A 16,506-nucleotide genomic window follows, 5' to 3' on the forward strand; every position below is an offset into this window, starting at 1 on the left:
CCAGCAGAGCACCAGCACTACCAGACAGATCGTTCCCAGCCGTACCCATTCACCCGCGACACTGGCCCCGATCAGCGGCAATGCCGCCACCAAGATGACGACCTGTGTGTACAGAAGATAGAGCGTGTACGTGCCCAACCGCGGGTCTGAACGAAGCTCGACGCGACACCTCCGGCAGGACATCTTTGTTTGACGCCTTCCAGCAAATCGCAGGGGAAAGCGCTGCCCGCTGGCGCCACAAAGTGGACAGATGAAGCTCATCAGGCGCATCGGTAGAACCTCTTTTCAGAAGTTTCCATCAGCAGGTTCCATCTGCGGCGTCGACCATACGCACCACATCATCAAACCTCGGGTCCTGGCACATCATTTCCAGTGGTGTCCGATCAAGCTCATTCCATGCGTGTGGGTCTGCACCACACCATAGGAGATGGGCCGCAGCTGCGACGCTGCCATGTGCCACCGCGCTTGTCAGCGGCGTCAGATCAAGATCACCACGCACATCGATGTTGGTCACGAAGGGCATCAATGCGCTGAGGAGAGCCACATCGTTGTAATAGGCCACCACATGCAGGGGCGTGTCCTCATAGGCTCCTCGGGTCTCCGGACAAGTCAGCGCCGCATCTCCGAAGTCAGTGTAGACACCGAGCCGGGAAAGCAGTTCGCTGAGTACAGGATCCATGATGTTCATCGGGCTGCACGCACGGTAGAGCCCATTGCGTTGGCCCGATGGTGGTCCGTCCCACAATCCATCTCTCCGTCAGATCCCTGTCGACCTACAAGCGAAGCGGTGCGTGCGTCTTGGAGCGATGCGCTCGACAGATCAGGAATCATGACTTGACAGGAATCAACCGGCTATCCCAAGTGCCCTCTACTAGAAGTGCAATCTCTGCGCCGGCAGAAGCCTCAATGAAGACCAAGGTGTCACCGTCGACAATTTCCCTGGCAGCCACTGGATCTAGGCCAAGGAGGAAGCAACACCGCTTGAATTCAAAGGAATCATCCTTTCGATTGAAGACCTTGAGATCGAGCACGACATTCTGGCTAGAGAAACCATCAATGCTTGCTCTCCTGACTTGGCCAAAGACCAAATCATAGGATGCCCGCGAAGATTCATCGAACAGAGAAACAGTCACACCTGACACCGGATCAAGACGAATTCCAACCAGCTGGAAATCGTGAATAGTGATACCCATGCAATCACCTGTCGGAACCATACGTCGCGCGTGATGCTCCAGGCGCAGCCTACTGATTGGATTTCATTCCTTTAATCACAATTGCCATGAACATGCCGCAAATCAGGAGTGCCCCCAGCGCCACAGGCAACATTACAAAATAATCACGCCTCTCAAGATGACCAATAGCATACACCTTCAATACAAGATAGGACGAGGACCTCAAAAAAACTAGCGCAAATAACAACAAACCAAGCCAATTCATTATTTTCTTGCGCATATGCATATCACCTCCATTATATGCAACTGCACCCAGACCCACCCGAAACATCCTTCACCGCCTTCATGGCATCCAGCGCATCCTTGTCAGGGGCTATGCAGTGCAACAGTTCCGTGTGGCCTTAAGGTGACCGTTGAACGTCAAGCCGAATGACGACAGCTCTCCCGTCTTCGCGCCAACTGCCCCCCGCCACCTCGGTATAGATGGACTCTCTTTCCTTTGCATCCTGAGCGGTTTGTATCACTGACACTCCATCGTACGCCGTTGCTCGACCATTCACCATTACCAGGAATCCGGGGATTGCAACTTCGGGCTGCGGAGACAAAACACCGGCAATGGTGACTCCTTCGCCATTCACAGCTTCCAAGCCTCCAAAGGCGAGGTCTGCCACACCGAACGTCACGCCCAAGTAGTCGACGCACTCACACGGGCACAGACCAGGTGGATCTACCAAATACAACGGGACGCCACCTGCGTACGGCCGGCACTACCCCGGCAGTTGTTCAGAGCATCCCTGGAAATATCTATGGTGCCCTCCTTTGCCGAAGACGGAGCAGGCCGACAGACCCGATTTTCCACATGGCAAACGCTGTGCAAAGAGAGAGCGCGACAAACGCCAAACCCGCAAATCCGTAGTCTCGTCCACCATCAGAAATATCAACCAGCACAAAAGCAAGGAGCACTGAATTTACGGCAACTCCAAGGCAAGCAACCAGCCTGAGCGCCCAGAAGAACATGATGTAGTAAGCCTGAAAAAAACTATTGTATTTTCTCATCTCAAGGACACCCGCATCCTTTTGCAGTCAGCGCAGCTATCTGACCAGGAACTGTGTAGCCAGATCCCGACATGACGCCAAACCCAACTCCAAGCAGTGGAGGGACCGAAAGAGATCCACCACCGACCTTATCTCGCCCCATATCTTCAAGTCAGAAAAGGCGGCGAAGCCACCCAATCTGCTCCACTCCAGATCGCGACATTCCGCATCGGATCGATCACCACGCGTAGCGTACCCAGGTGATCTGGCTGGACGTAAGCCAGCTCCGGCACGCCGGCGCTCAGCACATTGATCAGCGCCACCGGGTAGCTGTCCAGCCAGATGGCCTGCTGCTGCGCTTGGCCCATGGCCGAAAGCTGCCCAGCCACTGCCCCGCTTCGTAGTATAGGGTGACCTGCGCTGCGCCACCGGCCGGGCTGCGCAGCACGCGCTCGCCGCGGTGGTTGCAGATGTAGCATTCCAGGACGGCATTGCCCTGTTTCACCGCGTTCATGCGGTTGGCATCGTTGTAGGTGAACATGTTGCTGCCGGCGCTGCTGGCCATGTCTTCAGGGACCACCTCTTATCGCTGCAAACCGAAATTGGCCCGGAGCAGGTGTGAAGGCGTTGCGCGCGGACATTGAATCCACCCTTCGCTTGCCGGAGACGGATCAGGGCGAAAGACCCGATCCCCCCCCTTCCCATAACCAGCTCAGCGCAATTCTATTCCTTCGGGTTCGCACCGGCCTTTCGGTTTAAAAGCAAGAAGGACACAACACTTGAAACTGCACCCCAAACCGGCGTCATTAAAACAGTACTTATAATTCCGAACGATACCAATGCCTGCCACATGAAACCTGCATTGAAAGAATAAAATCTTTCACGCTCAACAAAAATTACTATCGCCTGAGCAAATAATCCAGCCACCACGCCGACACCCCCTCCCCAGACCGCGCATTTCCACCCCCCCCCCTTTCCATAGGGCCTGAGCAACACACCAAATAGAACCAGGCCTGCCATATACAGCCAAGGAAACAACCTCTCAGTATCAAACTGATACATATCCCATAGAGGCTCCGGAATTCCAACATACATCACCATCGAGACGACCAGTGAAATCCCAGCATAAAGTAAATTTCGCCCATCCATTTAATCACCTCTTTGGAGAATAGACTCTGATCTTAACTCCGGGAAGCTTTGACAAAGACTTACCCAGTGTTGCAGGCGTAAATTTAACACCAAGACTCTCAAATGGCCCGACCCCATTGATTGCGGAGGATGTTTTGATGGCGCAAAGCCCTCCGATCGCCCCCCCCAACTGCTCGGAGTATTCTTGAATTTGAAGCTCGCTATACTCATCAGTTTCAAAGCTAAGCGCGTGTACCGTTGACCCTTCTGCCAAATGATGATTCACAAAGTTCGTGAGATTGGCGTCAGCGCCTGAGAATATGTCACCACTTCCGCGCGTGGGCGAATTTGGGTTGGCGCCCGGATAGCCTCCAGCCGGATCATACAAAACCCCCTCCGCTCCCTTGCCGTCTACATGCACGGCAGCGTGAGTGCCTATGCCCGATTTTGAAGTGACAATAACTGTTGTCTTCAAACCATAAGGATCACCATTACCTAGCGCATTCGCATACGCGTAAAGATAAGTGGACACCCCACCCATCAACCCTATTGGATCACTCTGCGAATACCGCCCCACGGATGGGTCGTACTCACGCTGGTAGTTGTAGAACAACCCACTCCCGTCCGTTGCCTGCTGGCCCGGGAAGCGCAGTGCCAGCTCGAATGCCACACCATCGCCATCCGGATCGGCACTTGGGATCTGGTTGCCGAACACTTCGCTCTTGTTGCTCCACTCCCAGATCGCCACATCACGCACCGGATCGATCACCACGCGCGGCGTACCCAGATGATCTGGTTGGACGTAGGCCAGCTCCGGCACGCCGGTAGCCGGCACGTTGATCAGCGCTACCGGGTAGTTGTCCAGCCAGATGGCCTGCTGCTGCGCCTGGCCCGTGGCCGAGTAGTTGCCCAGCCACTGCCCCGCCTCGTCGTACAAGGTGATCTGAGCCGCGCCACCAGCCGGGGTGCGCAGCACGCGCTCACCGCGATGGTTGTAACCGTAGCTTTCCAGCACGGCATCACCTTGCTTCACCGCGTTCATGCGGTTGGCATCGTTGTAGATGAACGACTTGCCGCCGATGCGGGTGGTGTTGCCCACCGCGTCATGGTCGCGCGCTTCGCCGTCCACGGCGGTCAGCCGGTGGCTGGTTGCGGGATAGGTGTAGCTGGCCGTGCCTGCCGAGGTGGTCAGCGCGGTGCGATTGCCGGTGGCGTCATAGGCATAGGTTTCGATCGGCGTGCCGGTCGTCCCGTCCTGGGTCTGGGTCAGGCGACCCAGCGCGTCGTAGGCGTACTTGGCCAGCACCGACGAGCCTGCGCCGTTCTTCAGCTCGGTGATCGAACCGACGGGATCGTAGCCATAGCCCAGCGACAGGCCGCCTGCGGCCGGGTCATGCACCGCCTGCGGGCGATAGTCCAGGTCCAGCGGACGCTGCAGCTGGCGGCCATTGCCATAGGTCCAGCCCGTCGCCGGGCCGAAGGCCGCATAGGTCACGTTGTTCACCACGATCTGGCGTGCCTGGCCGGGCCGGGTCAGGCCGATCTGGCTGATGCGCCCCTGGGTATCGCGCACGTAGTCGGCCACGCTGCCGTCGGGGTAGGTCAACGCAGTCAGGCGCCCCGACTTGCTGTAGGCATAGCGCAGCGTACTGGCAACGCCGTTGACGGTCTGCACCTTGCGGGTGATCTGGCCGAAGCGGTCGTGGCAGTACTGGGTGCTGCCATTGGCGTGCAGCACCTGCCCCAGGCGCCCCTTGGCGAAGCGCTCGTCTGCGGCACAGGCGGCCGGCGCCACGTCATAGCTGTAGCCCACGTCCAGATTGGGGTCCGGATAGGCAACTCCGATCAAACGGTTCAGCGCATCATAGTGATAGGTGGCGGTGACGCCACGCGCATCGGTAGCGGTCTTGCGATTGCCGGCGGCATCCACGGTGAAGCTGCTGGCGCCACTGTCCGGGCTGACCTGCCCGGTCAGGTCACCGAACCCGTTGTAGGCGTAGGTGGTATGCAGGCCCTTCGGGTCGGTGACCTGGGTGACCTGGTCCAGCGCGTTGTACTGGCTGCGGATCTCCGCTGCCACGCCATCGACATCCTGCAGGGTCTGCGCCAGTCGGTTGAGCGGATCGTACTGCTGGCTGGTCACGCGCTGCAGGGCGTCGGTCACCGTCTGCGGGTTGCCATTGGCATCGTAGGCAAAGCCGGTGGCGTGATTGCCAGCGTCCTTCAGCGCGGTCAGCTGGCCGAGCGTGTTGAACGTCCGTGCCAGGGTGCGGCGCAGGGTGCCGCCTGCATCCAGCGTGTCTTCCTTGAGGCGGTTGCCGGCGTTGTCCAGCGCATAGTGAATGGTGTTGCCCGCACTGTCCGCGATGTCCGTCAGCCGCTGGGCGGCGTCGTAGACATAGGTAACGCTGCTGCCGTCAGGCTCGGTGACCTGTTGGACCTGGCCGGTCGGCCAGTAGCTGATCTGGGTCACCCGGTCCTCGGCTGTGGTGGCACCGCGCACGGTGACCGAGGTCGGCCAGCCGCGCGCATGGTAGGTGTAATCGGTGACCACGCCGTTGGCATCCTTGACCGACAACGGCCGCCCGAACGCGTCGTAGGCCAAGGTCTCGACCGTCTGGCCCAGCGCATTGGTCACGCTGCGCAGGTCGCCCTTGCGATAACTGCAGGCACCACTGGTCGCGCATCCCGCGTCGTCCGCGGTGTAGTAGGCATAGGTGGAGACATCCGCCACATCACTGCGTGGGCCATCCACGCTACGCAGCAGTCCCACCAGCGGGCACTCCGGGCCCTCTGCCTCACAGTAGGTCTGCGTGGTGACGCGGGTGTCACCGGTCACCCTGTCGCGCACGGTGATGGTGGTCGGCTGGAGGCGCGCATTGCGCGCGATGCGGATCTCACGGTTGCCAACGGTCTGCTGGACCAGCCGATTGCTGTCCATGGCCACGCGCGTTTCGCTGATGCGCTGGTCCGGAGTACCTGCCGCTTCGGTGGTGGTGGTCACACTGACAGCACCTGCGACAGCGTCGCTGGCCTCCGCATAGGCGTAGTTGGTAACAACGCCACGGCGATCGGTCACTGACTGAAGCCGACGCCGGAAATCGGTGCCCTCGGGCAGATAGGCGCGAGTGATGCTGCCATTGCTTTCGGTGATGCCATTGACCTTGCGCGGAAGGCCACTGGTGCCGCTGGCGGTCAAGGCGTAGGTGCTCTGCTTGCCCAGTGCGTCGGTGACGATGGTGGTGCCTGCCGGGGTGTACTCCAGGCGCACGCCATCAATGCCCACGTCGGCTTGGCTGCAATCGCCGGAATGGCGGCTGCAGGTGACTCGCCCTTGCGTGTCATAGCCGTACCAGCTGTAGCGCTGGTTGTCTTCGGCGGTCACGCCGGTCAGGTAGCCCGGGAAGCGGGCATCCTCATAATGATACGTACGGCTGGCACCGTCTGCATAGGTCGCGGTGATCAGTTCCCCGGCCGGGGAGTAGGCGTAGCTCACCACAGGCTGGCCGGCGATCACCAGGGCCGAGATCAGTGAATCGTCGCCCGGCGCGAGGTACTGGACGTCCACGCGTCGGCCGGTTGAATGGGTGATGCTGAGCAGGCGGCCGCGGCCGTCGTGTGCATAGGTCAGCGACGTTCCGTCTTCGAAATCGCGGCGCTGCATCAAGCCATCAGCATCAAAATGAATGCGCTCTCCGGCACGTGAAAGTTGCCAGTTGGTGCCCTGCTGGACCGCGCGATCGCCGCTTCCGTCGATGGCTTCGTAGCTTGCCCCCACTTTCTGGAATGCGGTCTGCCCGCCATCGGCGCCGATCAGCCCAACTTTCAGTTCGGGGCTGGGAGGGAAGGTGGAATCGTCTACGCCTGCGGTAAGCCGCAGATTGTGGGAATGGGTCCAGCCCGTGCCCAACGCGCCACCCGCCGTGCTTGTCAGGGAGTGATAGTGGCGTTGGAAGTTCACCCATCCAAGGTTGAAATCCGGCTCAGGCTGGGATTTATCGCCAGTGGTCGGGTCACACGGGTTACCAACGGGACACTGCTGCGGCGGCAGCGGCGCGCTTGTGTAGGAGAGCATGGGCGACATGTGCGGCTCGTCCTGCTGGACCAGTGAGCACATCTGCAGGGCCTCATTCCACGTCAGGGACGGTCGATTCGGACAAAGCGCCGTTCTGGCCCGGCGCACACGCTCCCACCCCACTATCGACGAGCATTCTTGAGTGCTCTGATGATAGAAGTTCAAGGTGTAATGGAAATCCTTCTCCTCGTTGGTGACGCTACCGTCGTCGCCCCTGCCAAGTCCAAGGAGCTCCACCCAAGGATCCTCCGTGAGTGAAGTCGCCGGGCACTGCGGGTCGCTGACGCGGGTAGCGAGGATCACGCTACGAATCTGATCTTCGGATGAGTACTCCTGCCCTGAGTGGATGTAGACCCAGTCGGTAGTAACGATCTTCTCGGGTCTCACCCGGTAATCGTAGATGACCTTCTTTCCAAGGACGCGTTGGCGTTTGACATGCCAATCGAAGGGTTTGTCCTTTTCGTACTGGGAAAAGAGCGACTTGATGTCCTTCTGCACCGCCGCTTCGGTGGCTCGCGGCTGGCCCATCGACAGGTAGCTCTCCCACTTCTTCTGCACCTCCTGCGCCTGCGCAGCCCAAGGAGCCAAGCTCCCCAGCGCGATCATCGCCAGTGCGGCACACGAAATGGTCTTCAGTCGTTCCAACATCCCTGTTCTCCTTCCTGGACAAACACAGCACCGGCAGGAACGAGAACGTGGGGCGGTTGCCTCACCACGTCATGCTTCGGATCGTCCCTGGTCCGGAATGCGGCCTGACCGCATGGGGGACGTTATCTCCGATGTGGTTTACACATTCAAGTCAGAAACTGTGGAGTGGGTCGGATTTCAGAGTTTTCTGATAAAGCGAACGGCCGACCGCACAAGCAGCCGAGCGTGGGCTCGGCTCTACAAGGCGAATGCCCACAGAAACAGAAACGCCGGGCATGGCCCGGCGTTTCCATCACAGCAGGGAAGGGATAAACCTCAATACTTCCCGTCGAACGCGAAGATCGGCTTGCGCGTCTTCCACGCACCAGCAGTAAAGTCCGGGAACTCCAGCGTCTGGAAGCCGTTGGCGATCGACTGCTCGCTCAACGGGGTAATCGCACTCCAGGTCACCGCGTCGTAGATGTCGATCGGCATCGGTGCCTTGGCCTTCAGTGCTTCAACAAATGCATGGATGACGAACCAGTCCATGCCACCGTGGCCGGCGCTGGCGGCGGTGTCGGCATTCTGCTTCCACAGCGGGTGTTCGTACTCATCCTGGTACTTCTTGAACTCCTCCCACTGGTGCGGCGGGCTGCGGCCTTCGATGTGGATCGAATGGTTGACGTCCATCCACAGGCCCTTGGTGCCCTGCACGCGGAAGCCCATCGAGTACGGGCGCGGCAGCGAGGTGTCGTGCTGCAGCAGGATGGTCTCGCCGTTCTCGCAGGCCAGCGTGGTGGTCACGATGTCGCCGAGCTTGAACTTCACCTTGGTGCTGGGGTGGGTGGTGCCGCCACTCTTGGCCACGGTGTATTCGTGCAGGCCACGCGCCTTGGTCGCGAAAGCGTTGATGTGGGTGAAGCGGTTGCCACGGTTGATGCCGGTGTACATCGCGCACGGGCCGATGCCGTGGCTGGGATACAGCTCGCCATTGCGTTCCACCGAATGCTCGGTGCGCCAGCGTGCTTCGCTCCAGCCCTTGGGACCGAACTCCACGCCGCTGTCGTACGGCTGGTTCGGGTCGCCGGAATTGAACTTCACGCCGCGCAGGTCGTGCTGGTAGCCGGCCTGCAGATGCACCAGCTCGCCGAACAGGCCCTGGCGCACCATCTGCAATGCCGCCATCACGTCGCGGCGATAGCAGACGTTTTCCAGCAGCATGTACGGGGTGCCGGTGCTCAGCTGGGTCTTCAGCACGTCCCAGTGGTCCTGCAGGGTGATGCCGGCCACCACTTCGCAGCCGACGGCCACGCCGGCCTGCATGGCGGCAATCGCCATCGGTGCGTGGTACTCCCACGGCGTGGCGATGATCACGCCATCGATGCCCTTCTGTTCCAGCAGGCGCTTCCACGCGTTGGTATCACGATCCTGGCCATAGGTCTTCGGCGCGGGCTTGCCGGCCTTCGCCACCATCTCTGTGGCACGGCCCAGCATGATCGGCTCGATGTCGCACAGGGCAACCACTTCGACGTCGTCGCGACGCACCAGCTCCTTCAGCAGCACCAGCCCGCGCATGCCGGTACCGATCATGGCCAGGCGCACCTTGCGCCCGCGTGCCCATGCCGGGGTCTGCGGCAGCAGGCTGCTGGCGGCGACAGCGGCACTGGCCGCGATGAATTCCCTACGCTTCATGGCAGACATCTCTCCTCTTGGCAGCGTGCCGGCCGCAGCCGGCACGCCAGGTCACGCAAACGGAATTACTTGAACCGGTAGCCGATGGTCACACTGTAACCACGGCCGAAGATGGTTGCGTAGTCACTGGAGTCACCCAGGAAGCTGTTCGGATCGTAGAACGGCAGGCGGTTGAACAGGTTCTTGACAGTGAAGCTCAGGTTCCACGCATCGTCCGGGCGCCAGGTGACGCTCATGTTGGCGGTCCACCACGACGGTGCACCATCGCACTTGCTCTTCTGCAGGGCCAGGTAGCCGCCGGTGCAGGTTTCCTTGTTGTTGCTCTCTTCGTCGATCTGGTCGGTGGCCCACTTGGTGCCGCCGACATAGTTGACGAACATGCTGGTGGTCACCTGCTTGTAGGTCCAGTCGGCATTGAGCGTGGCGCGCAGGCGCGGATTGTTGTAATAACCCACAACGTCGCCGTAGTACCAGCCGTTCTCCGCGTCCATGTAGAAGCGGTTGCGGTTGGCGATGGTGGCGGCCAGGCCGATGTTCAGGTTGCCCCAGTCGCCCAGCGAGAAGCGGCTGCGCGCATCGATGTCGAAGCCGTCGATCAGGGTCTTGCCGCGGTTCTTGTACTGGCCGACCACGCTGGCCACGTTGCCGGCGGAGTAGCCCGGCAGAGTGGCCGGGCAGCTCACGCCGCTGGCCGGATCGGCGCACATTGCCGCCAGCTGGGCCAGGTTGGCACGGTCGCTGTCGGTGATCGGCGAGCGCGACATCGAGATGATGTCTTCCATGCGGCGATAGTCCGGCGCGACGATTTCGTTGTTGCGGTAGATGAACCAGTAGTCGGCCGACACCGACAGCCAGCTGGCCGGCTCGTAGACAAAGCCGAGGGTGGCGATCTTCGCCTTCTCCGGCTTCAGGTCCTTGTTCGGCTGGGTCATGCGCGCCACGGTGCGGCTGCAATCGACGTTCAGCAGGCTCTTGCCCAGATCGACATCGCCCGGCCGCTGCGACTTCAGCAGCAGGTTGGCGATGGCGTTGGTCTCGTTGCAGCGCAGCTCGTCACGGAAGCCGCCGAGCTGGGCGAACACGCCACCGTTGCCGGACTCGGCCAGGCTCGGTGCGCGGAAGCCGGTGGAGTAGGTACCGCGCAGCATCAGCTGGTCGAACGCCTGGTACTTGAAGCCGATCTTGGGCGCGATGTTGGCGCTGAAGTTCGGATACTTGTCCACACGCACTGCGGCATCCAGCTCCAGCTTGTCGGTGATCGGCGCCACGGTCTCGGCGAACAGCGCGTAGGTGTTGCGCTTGCCGTCGAACCACGAGCCGCCCTGCTGGGTGATCAGGCCGTTGGCTGCATCGGCGTTGCCCGGGGTGTAGAAAGTTTCGCGGCTGGCGTTGAAGCCGAATGCGGCGCGCATCTCGCCGGCCGGCAGCTGGAACAGCGGGCCTTCGATCTTGCCGTCCAGGGTGTGCAGGCGGGTCCACGACTGGATGTCGAAGGTCGGGAACGCTTCACGGATCAGCGCGGCGTTGGCTTCGCTGATCTCGCCGAACTTGTAAGCCGGGTGGTCGGAGATGATCACCCGACCGGTGCCCGGATCGATCGTGTATGGGCCGAAGGCCTTCTCGAAGCCCTTGGTGTTGACGTTGATCGTCTGGTAGGTGGTGGAGTGGGTACCCGCGCTGGCGAATGCGGTTTCCCAGTTCCAGTCGCCCCGGTTGCCACGCGCACCGGCCAGCACGCGGTAGCTCTTGTCGGTATTGCGCTGGCCGAAGTAGTTCGCGCCGGCATCCTGCAGCAGGTAGTTCAGGCCGACCACGCCGCCCATCATGGCCTTCAACTGCGGGCTGGCGTGGTTGTACTCGTTGTTGGGGCCCAGGAACGGATACAGGAACTGGTTGACGGTGTTGCCGGTGTTGCGCGAGAACCAGCTGGTCGGGTTACCGGTCGTGGTGCCATAGGTGCGCGGCGTGCCGCCGTTGGCGCGCAGGTCGATGTCGGTATAGGTCGCCTCGGCGAAGATCTCGGTGTTGTCACCGACCAGGAAGGTGCCGTTGAGGTAGGCGGTGTTGCGCTCGGACTTGGCGCCGGCATCGATCTCGTTGTTCATCCAGGTTTCCCAGACGCAACGCGGGCCGGCCGCTTCACTGGTCAGCACGTTCCTGCAGCCCGGCGCAGCTTCCTGCACGCGGCGGCCGGTGACCGGATCGAAGGCGAAGTAGGTGCCCGGGTTGAACTCGCCCGGCTTGCTGCCCACGCCCAGGCGCAGGTTGTTGAGGTAGTTCGGGTTGTTGACGTAGTACTGGTCCGGACGCTTGTCGTAGAAATCGCTCAGCGGAATCGCGTCGCGACGGTACATGTTGACCGCGCCATAGATATTGAAGCGGTTCTCGGCCAAGTCACCGAAGCCGGCGGTGATGCTGGCCTGGCGCTCACCGTAGGAATCGATGCGCGAGGAGGTGTCGTTGGTGAAGCTGATCTCGGCACCCTGGAAGTTGCGCTTGGTGATCACGTTGATCACGCCGGCCACCGCGTCGGTACCGTACACGGCCGACGCGCCGTCGGTCAGCACTTCCATGCGCTCGATGGCCGCCGCCGGGATCGCATCGATGTTGACGAACTGGGTCTGGAAGCCGGCCGGCGCACCGTAGTACGACAGGCGGCGACCGTTCAGCAGCACCAGCGTGCCCTGTGCGCCGAGCCCGCGCAGGTTGGCCTGCGAGGCACCATCGGAACCGGTGAACAGCGAGCGCGCATCCTGCTGCGCAGGGCGTGCGGCCGGCAGGTTGTCGAGCACCTGCAGCAGCGTGCGCGCACCCATGTTCTGGATGTCCTGCTTGCTGATCACCTGCACCGGCGAGGCGGTTTCAACGTCGGTGCGGCGGATGTTGGAACCGGTGACCTCGATGCGGGCCAGGTCGGTCGCCTTGTCCTTGCTCTCTTGGGCGAAGGCGGGAACGGCGACCGACAGCAGCACGCCGGCGATGGCCAGCGTCAGCGGAGCGATCGAGCGACAGGGGGGGCGGTGGTGGCGGGCGGGCAACATCGGGGTTCTCTCCTGGCAGGGGTGCGGCGCAAAAAGTGAGCGCGTGGGCGTTCGGCGGGCAAAACGCTCCCGGGCCACGGCCATGAGGGCCGTAGTCGGATTGGGCGGGGGAGGAGCGGTGTTACGTGGGGGTCATGGGGCGACGATGCTGGCGGAGTCGCCCTCCTCGCCGATCAGTACGGCGTTGGCCCAGTTGGCGCAGACCTGGGCGGGTTGACTGCCCTGCGCACCCAGCGTGCGCAGGCTCAGGGTGGAAAGGCCACGGATGTCCAGCTCCGGCTTGACCACGCCGGGCGCCTTGACCAGGCCGCTGTCGTACAGCAGGCGGTTGTCACCCCAGACCTGGAACTGCAGGCCGCCGGCGCTGCGGCAGGCGTCGTCGATGCCGAGGTCGGCACGCAGCAGGTGCCAGCCGCCCTGCAGGCGCAGGTCGATGCGGCTGCTGGCGCCGACGCCCAGGCCACGGCGGAACTGCAGGCCGTTCATGCGCATGCCGGCGTCGCCACGGAAGGACTGGTCGGTACGCAGCTGGCTGGCCAGCGCGGCCGGCACCGGCAGCTCGGAGAGATAGCGCTGCCGGGCCGGTCGCTCCGGTTCCTGGTGTTCAAGGATGTGGAAGGTGGACAGGGCGATCGGGCCGACATCGCGCGGCTGCAGTGCATCGAACGCGCGGGCGCTGCCCTGTGCGGCGGTGACCATCGGGTCGGTGCTGCTGGCGCCGTCGCCTTCGGGGTTCTGCACGCTCAGCACGCGGAAGCGCAGCAGGCGGCCGGCGTGGGCCGGGAAGTCGATGCGCTGCACGCCTTCCTTCAACTGCAGGCGGCCGCGGGCGATCGGCTCGCCCCACTCACCGTTGCTGTCGCCCAGGTAGACCTCATAGTCACGTACCTGCCCGTGCTTCCAGTTCTTGTCATTGCGTGGCGCGATGTCGATGCCATCGATCATCTTCCGCTCGCCGAAGCCGATCACCCACTCGTGGGCGCCGGTGCGCACGGCCTGGTTGCGCACGCTGCGGAACCAGGTGGCCGGATCGTCGTCGAAGGCGTTCTCCAACGCATGGCCCGGCTCTTCGGCCGGGCGGTTGACCACCAGCAGGCTGTCGGCCGGCAGTTCGCGGCCCAGCACCGGCGCGGCCGGATAGGCATCATCGGCGGCTGCGGCAGCGACTGCGAAGTCCAGCTGCAGCTGCAGTGGCTGGCGGATGTCCTGGGTGGCAGTGCGCACATGCACGGTGCCGCGGCGGTCCTTGGCATCGAAGTACCAGCCCTCGTTGGCGCTGTTGAAGGCGGCAGCATCGGCCAGCGCCGGCAGCGCGCGGCCACCGGCCTGCACCGCACGTGGTGCCTGCCGGCTGAGTACGCGCAGGCCGTAGCGGCGCTGCGCCAGCTGGCCGTTGTACTGGCCCTGCACGGCGTCGATCTGCACCTGCACCGGGCCACTGCCCTGCGCCGGCGCCTGCACGCGGATTACCTGCGTGCTCGACTCGCCCTGCTGGTAGCGGCGCGTGTTGCCATCGTCTTCGTACAACGTGTACTGCGAGTCGCCCTGCGGGTACAGGTCGAAGGTCACTTCATCGAGCGGTTTTTCGCCATCGAACAGCATCGACGGGTACATCGGCAGGATCGCACCGGCACGCACGAACACCGGCAGCGTGGCCAGGTCCACCTGGCGGTCGAGCTGGCGGCCATCGGCGGCGGCCTGCACGCGACGGCCATCCCAGTAGTCGATCCAGCCGCCGGCCGGCAGGTGGATGTCGCGGCGCCAGCCACGGCTGGCGGCCTGGCTGCGGTACACCGGCGCCACCAGCAGGTCGCGGCCGAGCAGGAACTGGTACTTGTAGGTTTCATCCTGCGCATGCGGATCGCGCGGGTTGTCCCACATCAGGCCACGCACCGGCGGTGCACCGGTCTGCGCGGCCTCGTGCACCAGCCCATACATGTATGGCGTCAGGCGCATCTTCAACTTCAGGTAGTCGCGGTTGATGCTGCGGTAGGGCTCGTCGTACCACCACGGGTGCTTGCGCGCGTTCGACGACCAGCCGCTCATGCCCATCAGCACCGGCGTGAACGCCTTCCACTGCAGGTCGCGGGTGAAGGTCTCGGCGCTTCCGCCGAAGATCGCATCCACATCGCCGCTGGCGTAGGCCATGCCGGACAGGCCCGAACCGACCAGCGTCGGCACGTGCCAGCGGATGTAATCCCAGCTGCTGCTCTGGTCGCCGGTCCATGCCACCGCGTAGCGCTGGATGCCGGCCCAGCCCATCACCGTCCACAGGAACGGGCGCGAATCGGAATTGTCGAGGATGCCGTTGAATGCCTGGCGGTTGGCGTCCATCGCGAACTGGTAGCCCTTGCCGGTCCAGGCCACGTCCAGCTTCTGCACGCGGCTGCCGGCCTTGCCCACTTCCCACGCGATCTTGTCGACGCCGTTCTCGGTCCACAGGCCGGTGCGGAAGCCGTAGCCGGCCAGCCCCTTCACCGTTTCCGGCAGCTGCTTGTAGCCGCAGCCGTAGCCATCGTTGGGCAGGATCCAGCCACCGGGCATGTCGTGGGCGCGGTACTGCTTGGCCACGCTGTCGATCACATCGGGCGTGGTGCCGGTCGGGCCGTCGCTCCAGCCTTCGGGCACGGTGCCGGGCTTCCTGCTGTTGTCGCCGTCGTTGTAGCAATCGGCATCGCCATAGGACAGCGCCCAGCGCGCGACCATGTTGGGGCGGCCGGTCAGCTGGGTGTAGCGTTCGATCAGCTTGGGCAGGTCGGCGCCCACGAAGTAGTACGCATCGAAGCGGTCTTCGCGATGCAGCAGCGTGGCCTGGTCGCTCTGGCGCAGGTCGTAGCTGCCATCGCTCCATGTATTGCGCAGCATGCCCCAGCCACGGCTGCTCAGCAGCATCGGCGCCGGGCTCGGCCGATCACCTTCTTCCCAGCCACCGGAATAGGACACCTCCAGCTCGCGGCCCTTGAACTGGTAACGGCCGTTCTGCTGGCCACCACCGAAGTAGCCCTCATCGGCCTGCGAGGACAGCACCTGCACGCTCTGCGTGGCATCCAGGTCCAGCGGTTGCAGTTCCTGCCACAGCGCGGTGGGCTGGCCATTGTCCAGCCGTTCCAGGCGCAGGCGCAGCGGCTGCCGCTGTACATGCAGTACCAGTGCCTCGGTACGCACGCGGATTTCCTGTGCGTCTTCTTCCAGCTGCGCCTGCACGCTCGCCTTGGGCTGCGGCAGCACGATCGGCGCGGCCTTGTCGCCGGCGCCGGTCAACGTGCCGTTGCGGCCGGCCTGCACGCGGATGATGTCGGTCGCCGGCAGTTCAATGCGGATGCGCGCGCCCTTGTCGGTCTGCAGGTCCCAGCCCTGCACGCCGTCGCGGCTGGCGCTGGCGCTGACCGTACGCAGGTTGCCGACCGGCTCGGCGCGGGCCGTCATGGACGCCAGCATCAAGGCCGGCACCAGGGCCAGCATCAGCGGCGAGCGACGAACGCAGTTTTCCACGCGGACTCCCAACCCGTTCACCGGGCGTTTCGAAAGCGATTGGGCCGACTCTAGGGCAGCGATTCGAAAGATGTCAACAAATTGAAAGAAAAAAGGAAGATATATTCCGTTGAAACGAAAGTTGTTGCGCCGCAATACTTTGTGTAAGCGCTTGCAGGTGCCTGTTAAGCATTGTGCGATACGGCATTCAGTGGGTCCTTTCGTTTTTCCCGGCATTGCGCACGGGGCAAAGCCACCCACCTTT

The 16,506-nt window shown here is 62.6% G+C and carries 9 protein-coding genes; all 9 read right to left on the reverse strand.

Features of this window, described 5'->3' with window-relative positions; genetic code table 11:
* Nucleotides 1–298: 298 nt before the first annotated feature.
* Entirely contained in the window at nucleotides 299–679 is a 381-nt protein-coding gene (locus QP609_RS19645) for an ankyrin repeat domain-containing protein (RefSeq protein ID WP_148277539.1), read from the reverse strand.
* A gap of 148 nt (nucleotides 680–827) precedes the next feature.
* Nucleotides 828–1,193, reverse strand: a complete 366-nt coding sequence (locus QP609_RS19650; RefSeq protein ID WP_146256746.1) for a hypothetical protein — start codon at nucleotides 1,191–1,193, stop codon at nucleotides 828–830.
* Between the two features lie 1,181 nt (nucleotides 1,194–2,374).
* Nucleotides 2,375–2,530: a hypothetical protein gene (locus QP609_RS19655; RefSeq protein WP_158454151.1), complete on the reverse strand. Its 156-nt coding sequence runs from the start codon at nucleotides 2,528–2,530 to the stop codon at nucleotides 2,375–2,377.
* On the reverse strand, nucleotides 2,521–2,772 hold the full coding sequence (locus tag QP609_RS19660) for a hypothetical protein (protein ID WP_148277540.1): 252 nt from the start codon (nucleotides 2,770–2,772) through the stop codon (nucleotides 2,521–2,523). The genes QP609_RS19655 and QP609_RS19660 overlap by 10 nt, the downstream gene beginning before the upstream one ends.
* Before the next feature lie 158 nt (nucleotides 2,773–2,930).
* On the reverse strand, nucleotides 2,931–3,356 hold the full coding sequence (locus QP609_RS19665) for a hypothetical protein (protein ID WP_197621072.1): 426 nt from the start codon (nucleotides 3,354–3,356) through the stop codon (nucleotides 2,931–2,933).
* Nucleotides 3,357–3,360: 4 nt separating this feature from the next.
* Nucleotides 3,361–8,058, reverse strand: coding sequence for an RHS repeat-associated core domain-containing protein (locus QP609_RS19670; RefSeq protein ID WP_197621071.1), 4,698 nt, complete (start codon nucleotides 8,056–8,058; stop codon nucleotides 3,361–3,363).
* A 315-nt stretch (nucleotides 8,059–8,373) separates the two neighbouring features.
* Nucleotides 8,374–9,729: a Gfo/Idh/MocA family oxidoreductase gene (locus tag QP609_RS19675; protein ID WP_099496146.1), complete on the reverse strand. Its 1,356-nt coding sequence runs from the start codon at nucleotides 9,727–9,729 to the stop codon at nucleotides 8,374–8,376.
* Nucleotides 9,730–9,794: 65 nt separating this feature from the next.
* Complete coding sequence (locus tag QP609_RS19680; protein ID WP_289213831.1) at nucleotides 9,795–12,770, reverse strand: TonB-dependent receptor; 2,976 nt, start codon at nucleotides 12,768–12,770, stop codon at nucleotides 9,795–9,797.
* 132 nt (nucleotides 12,771–12,902) lie between these two features.
* Nucleotides 12,903–16,262, reverse strand: coding sequence for a TIM-barrel domain-containing protein (locus tag QP609_RS19685; RefSeq protein WP_197621069.1), 3,360 nt, complete (start codon nucleotides 16,260–16,262; stop codon nucleotides 12,903–12,905).
* Nucleotides 16,263–16,506: the final 244 nt, after the last annotated feature.

Origin of the sequence: Stenotrophomonas sp. 8(2023), assembly GCF_030345295.1 — a bacterium.
Classification (GTDB): domain Bacteria; phylum Pseudomonadota; class Gammaproteobacteria; order Xanthomonadales; family Xanthomonadaceae; genus Stenotrophomonas; species Stenotrophomonas muris.

Excerpts from the sequence above, each read along its gene's own strand:
- QP609_RS19680 (WP_289213831.1), bottom strand. The coding sequence starts at position 12,770 with ATGTTGCCCGCCCGCCACCACCGCCCCCCCTGTCGCTCGATCGCTCCG.
- QP609_RS19675 (WP_099496146.1), bottom strand. The coding sequence starts at position 9,729 with ATGAAGCGTAGGGAATTCATCGCGGCCAGTGCCGCTGTCGCCGCCAGC.
- QP609_RS19670 (WP_197621071.1), bottom strand. The coding sequence starts at position 8,058 with ATGTTGGAACGACTGAAGACCATTTCGTGTGCCGCACTGGCGATGATC.
- QP609_RS19660 (WP_148277540.1), bottom strand. The coding sequence starts at position 2,772 with ATGGCCAGCAGCGCCGGCAGCAACATGTTCACCTACAACGATGCCAAC.
- QP609_RS19665 (WP_197621072.1), bottom strand. The coding sequence starts at position 3,356 with ATGGATGGGCGAAATTTACTTTATGCTGGGATTTCACTGGTCGTCTCG.
- QP609_RS19650 (WP_146256746.1), bottom strand. The coding sequence starts at position 1,193 with ATGGGTATCACTATTCACGATTTCCAGCTGGTTGGAATTCGTCTTGAT.
- QP609_RS19645 (WP_148277539.1), bottom strand. The coding sequence starts at position 679 with ATGGATCCTGTACTCAGCGAACTGCTTTCCCGGCTCGGTGTCTACACT.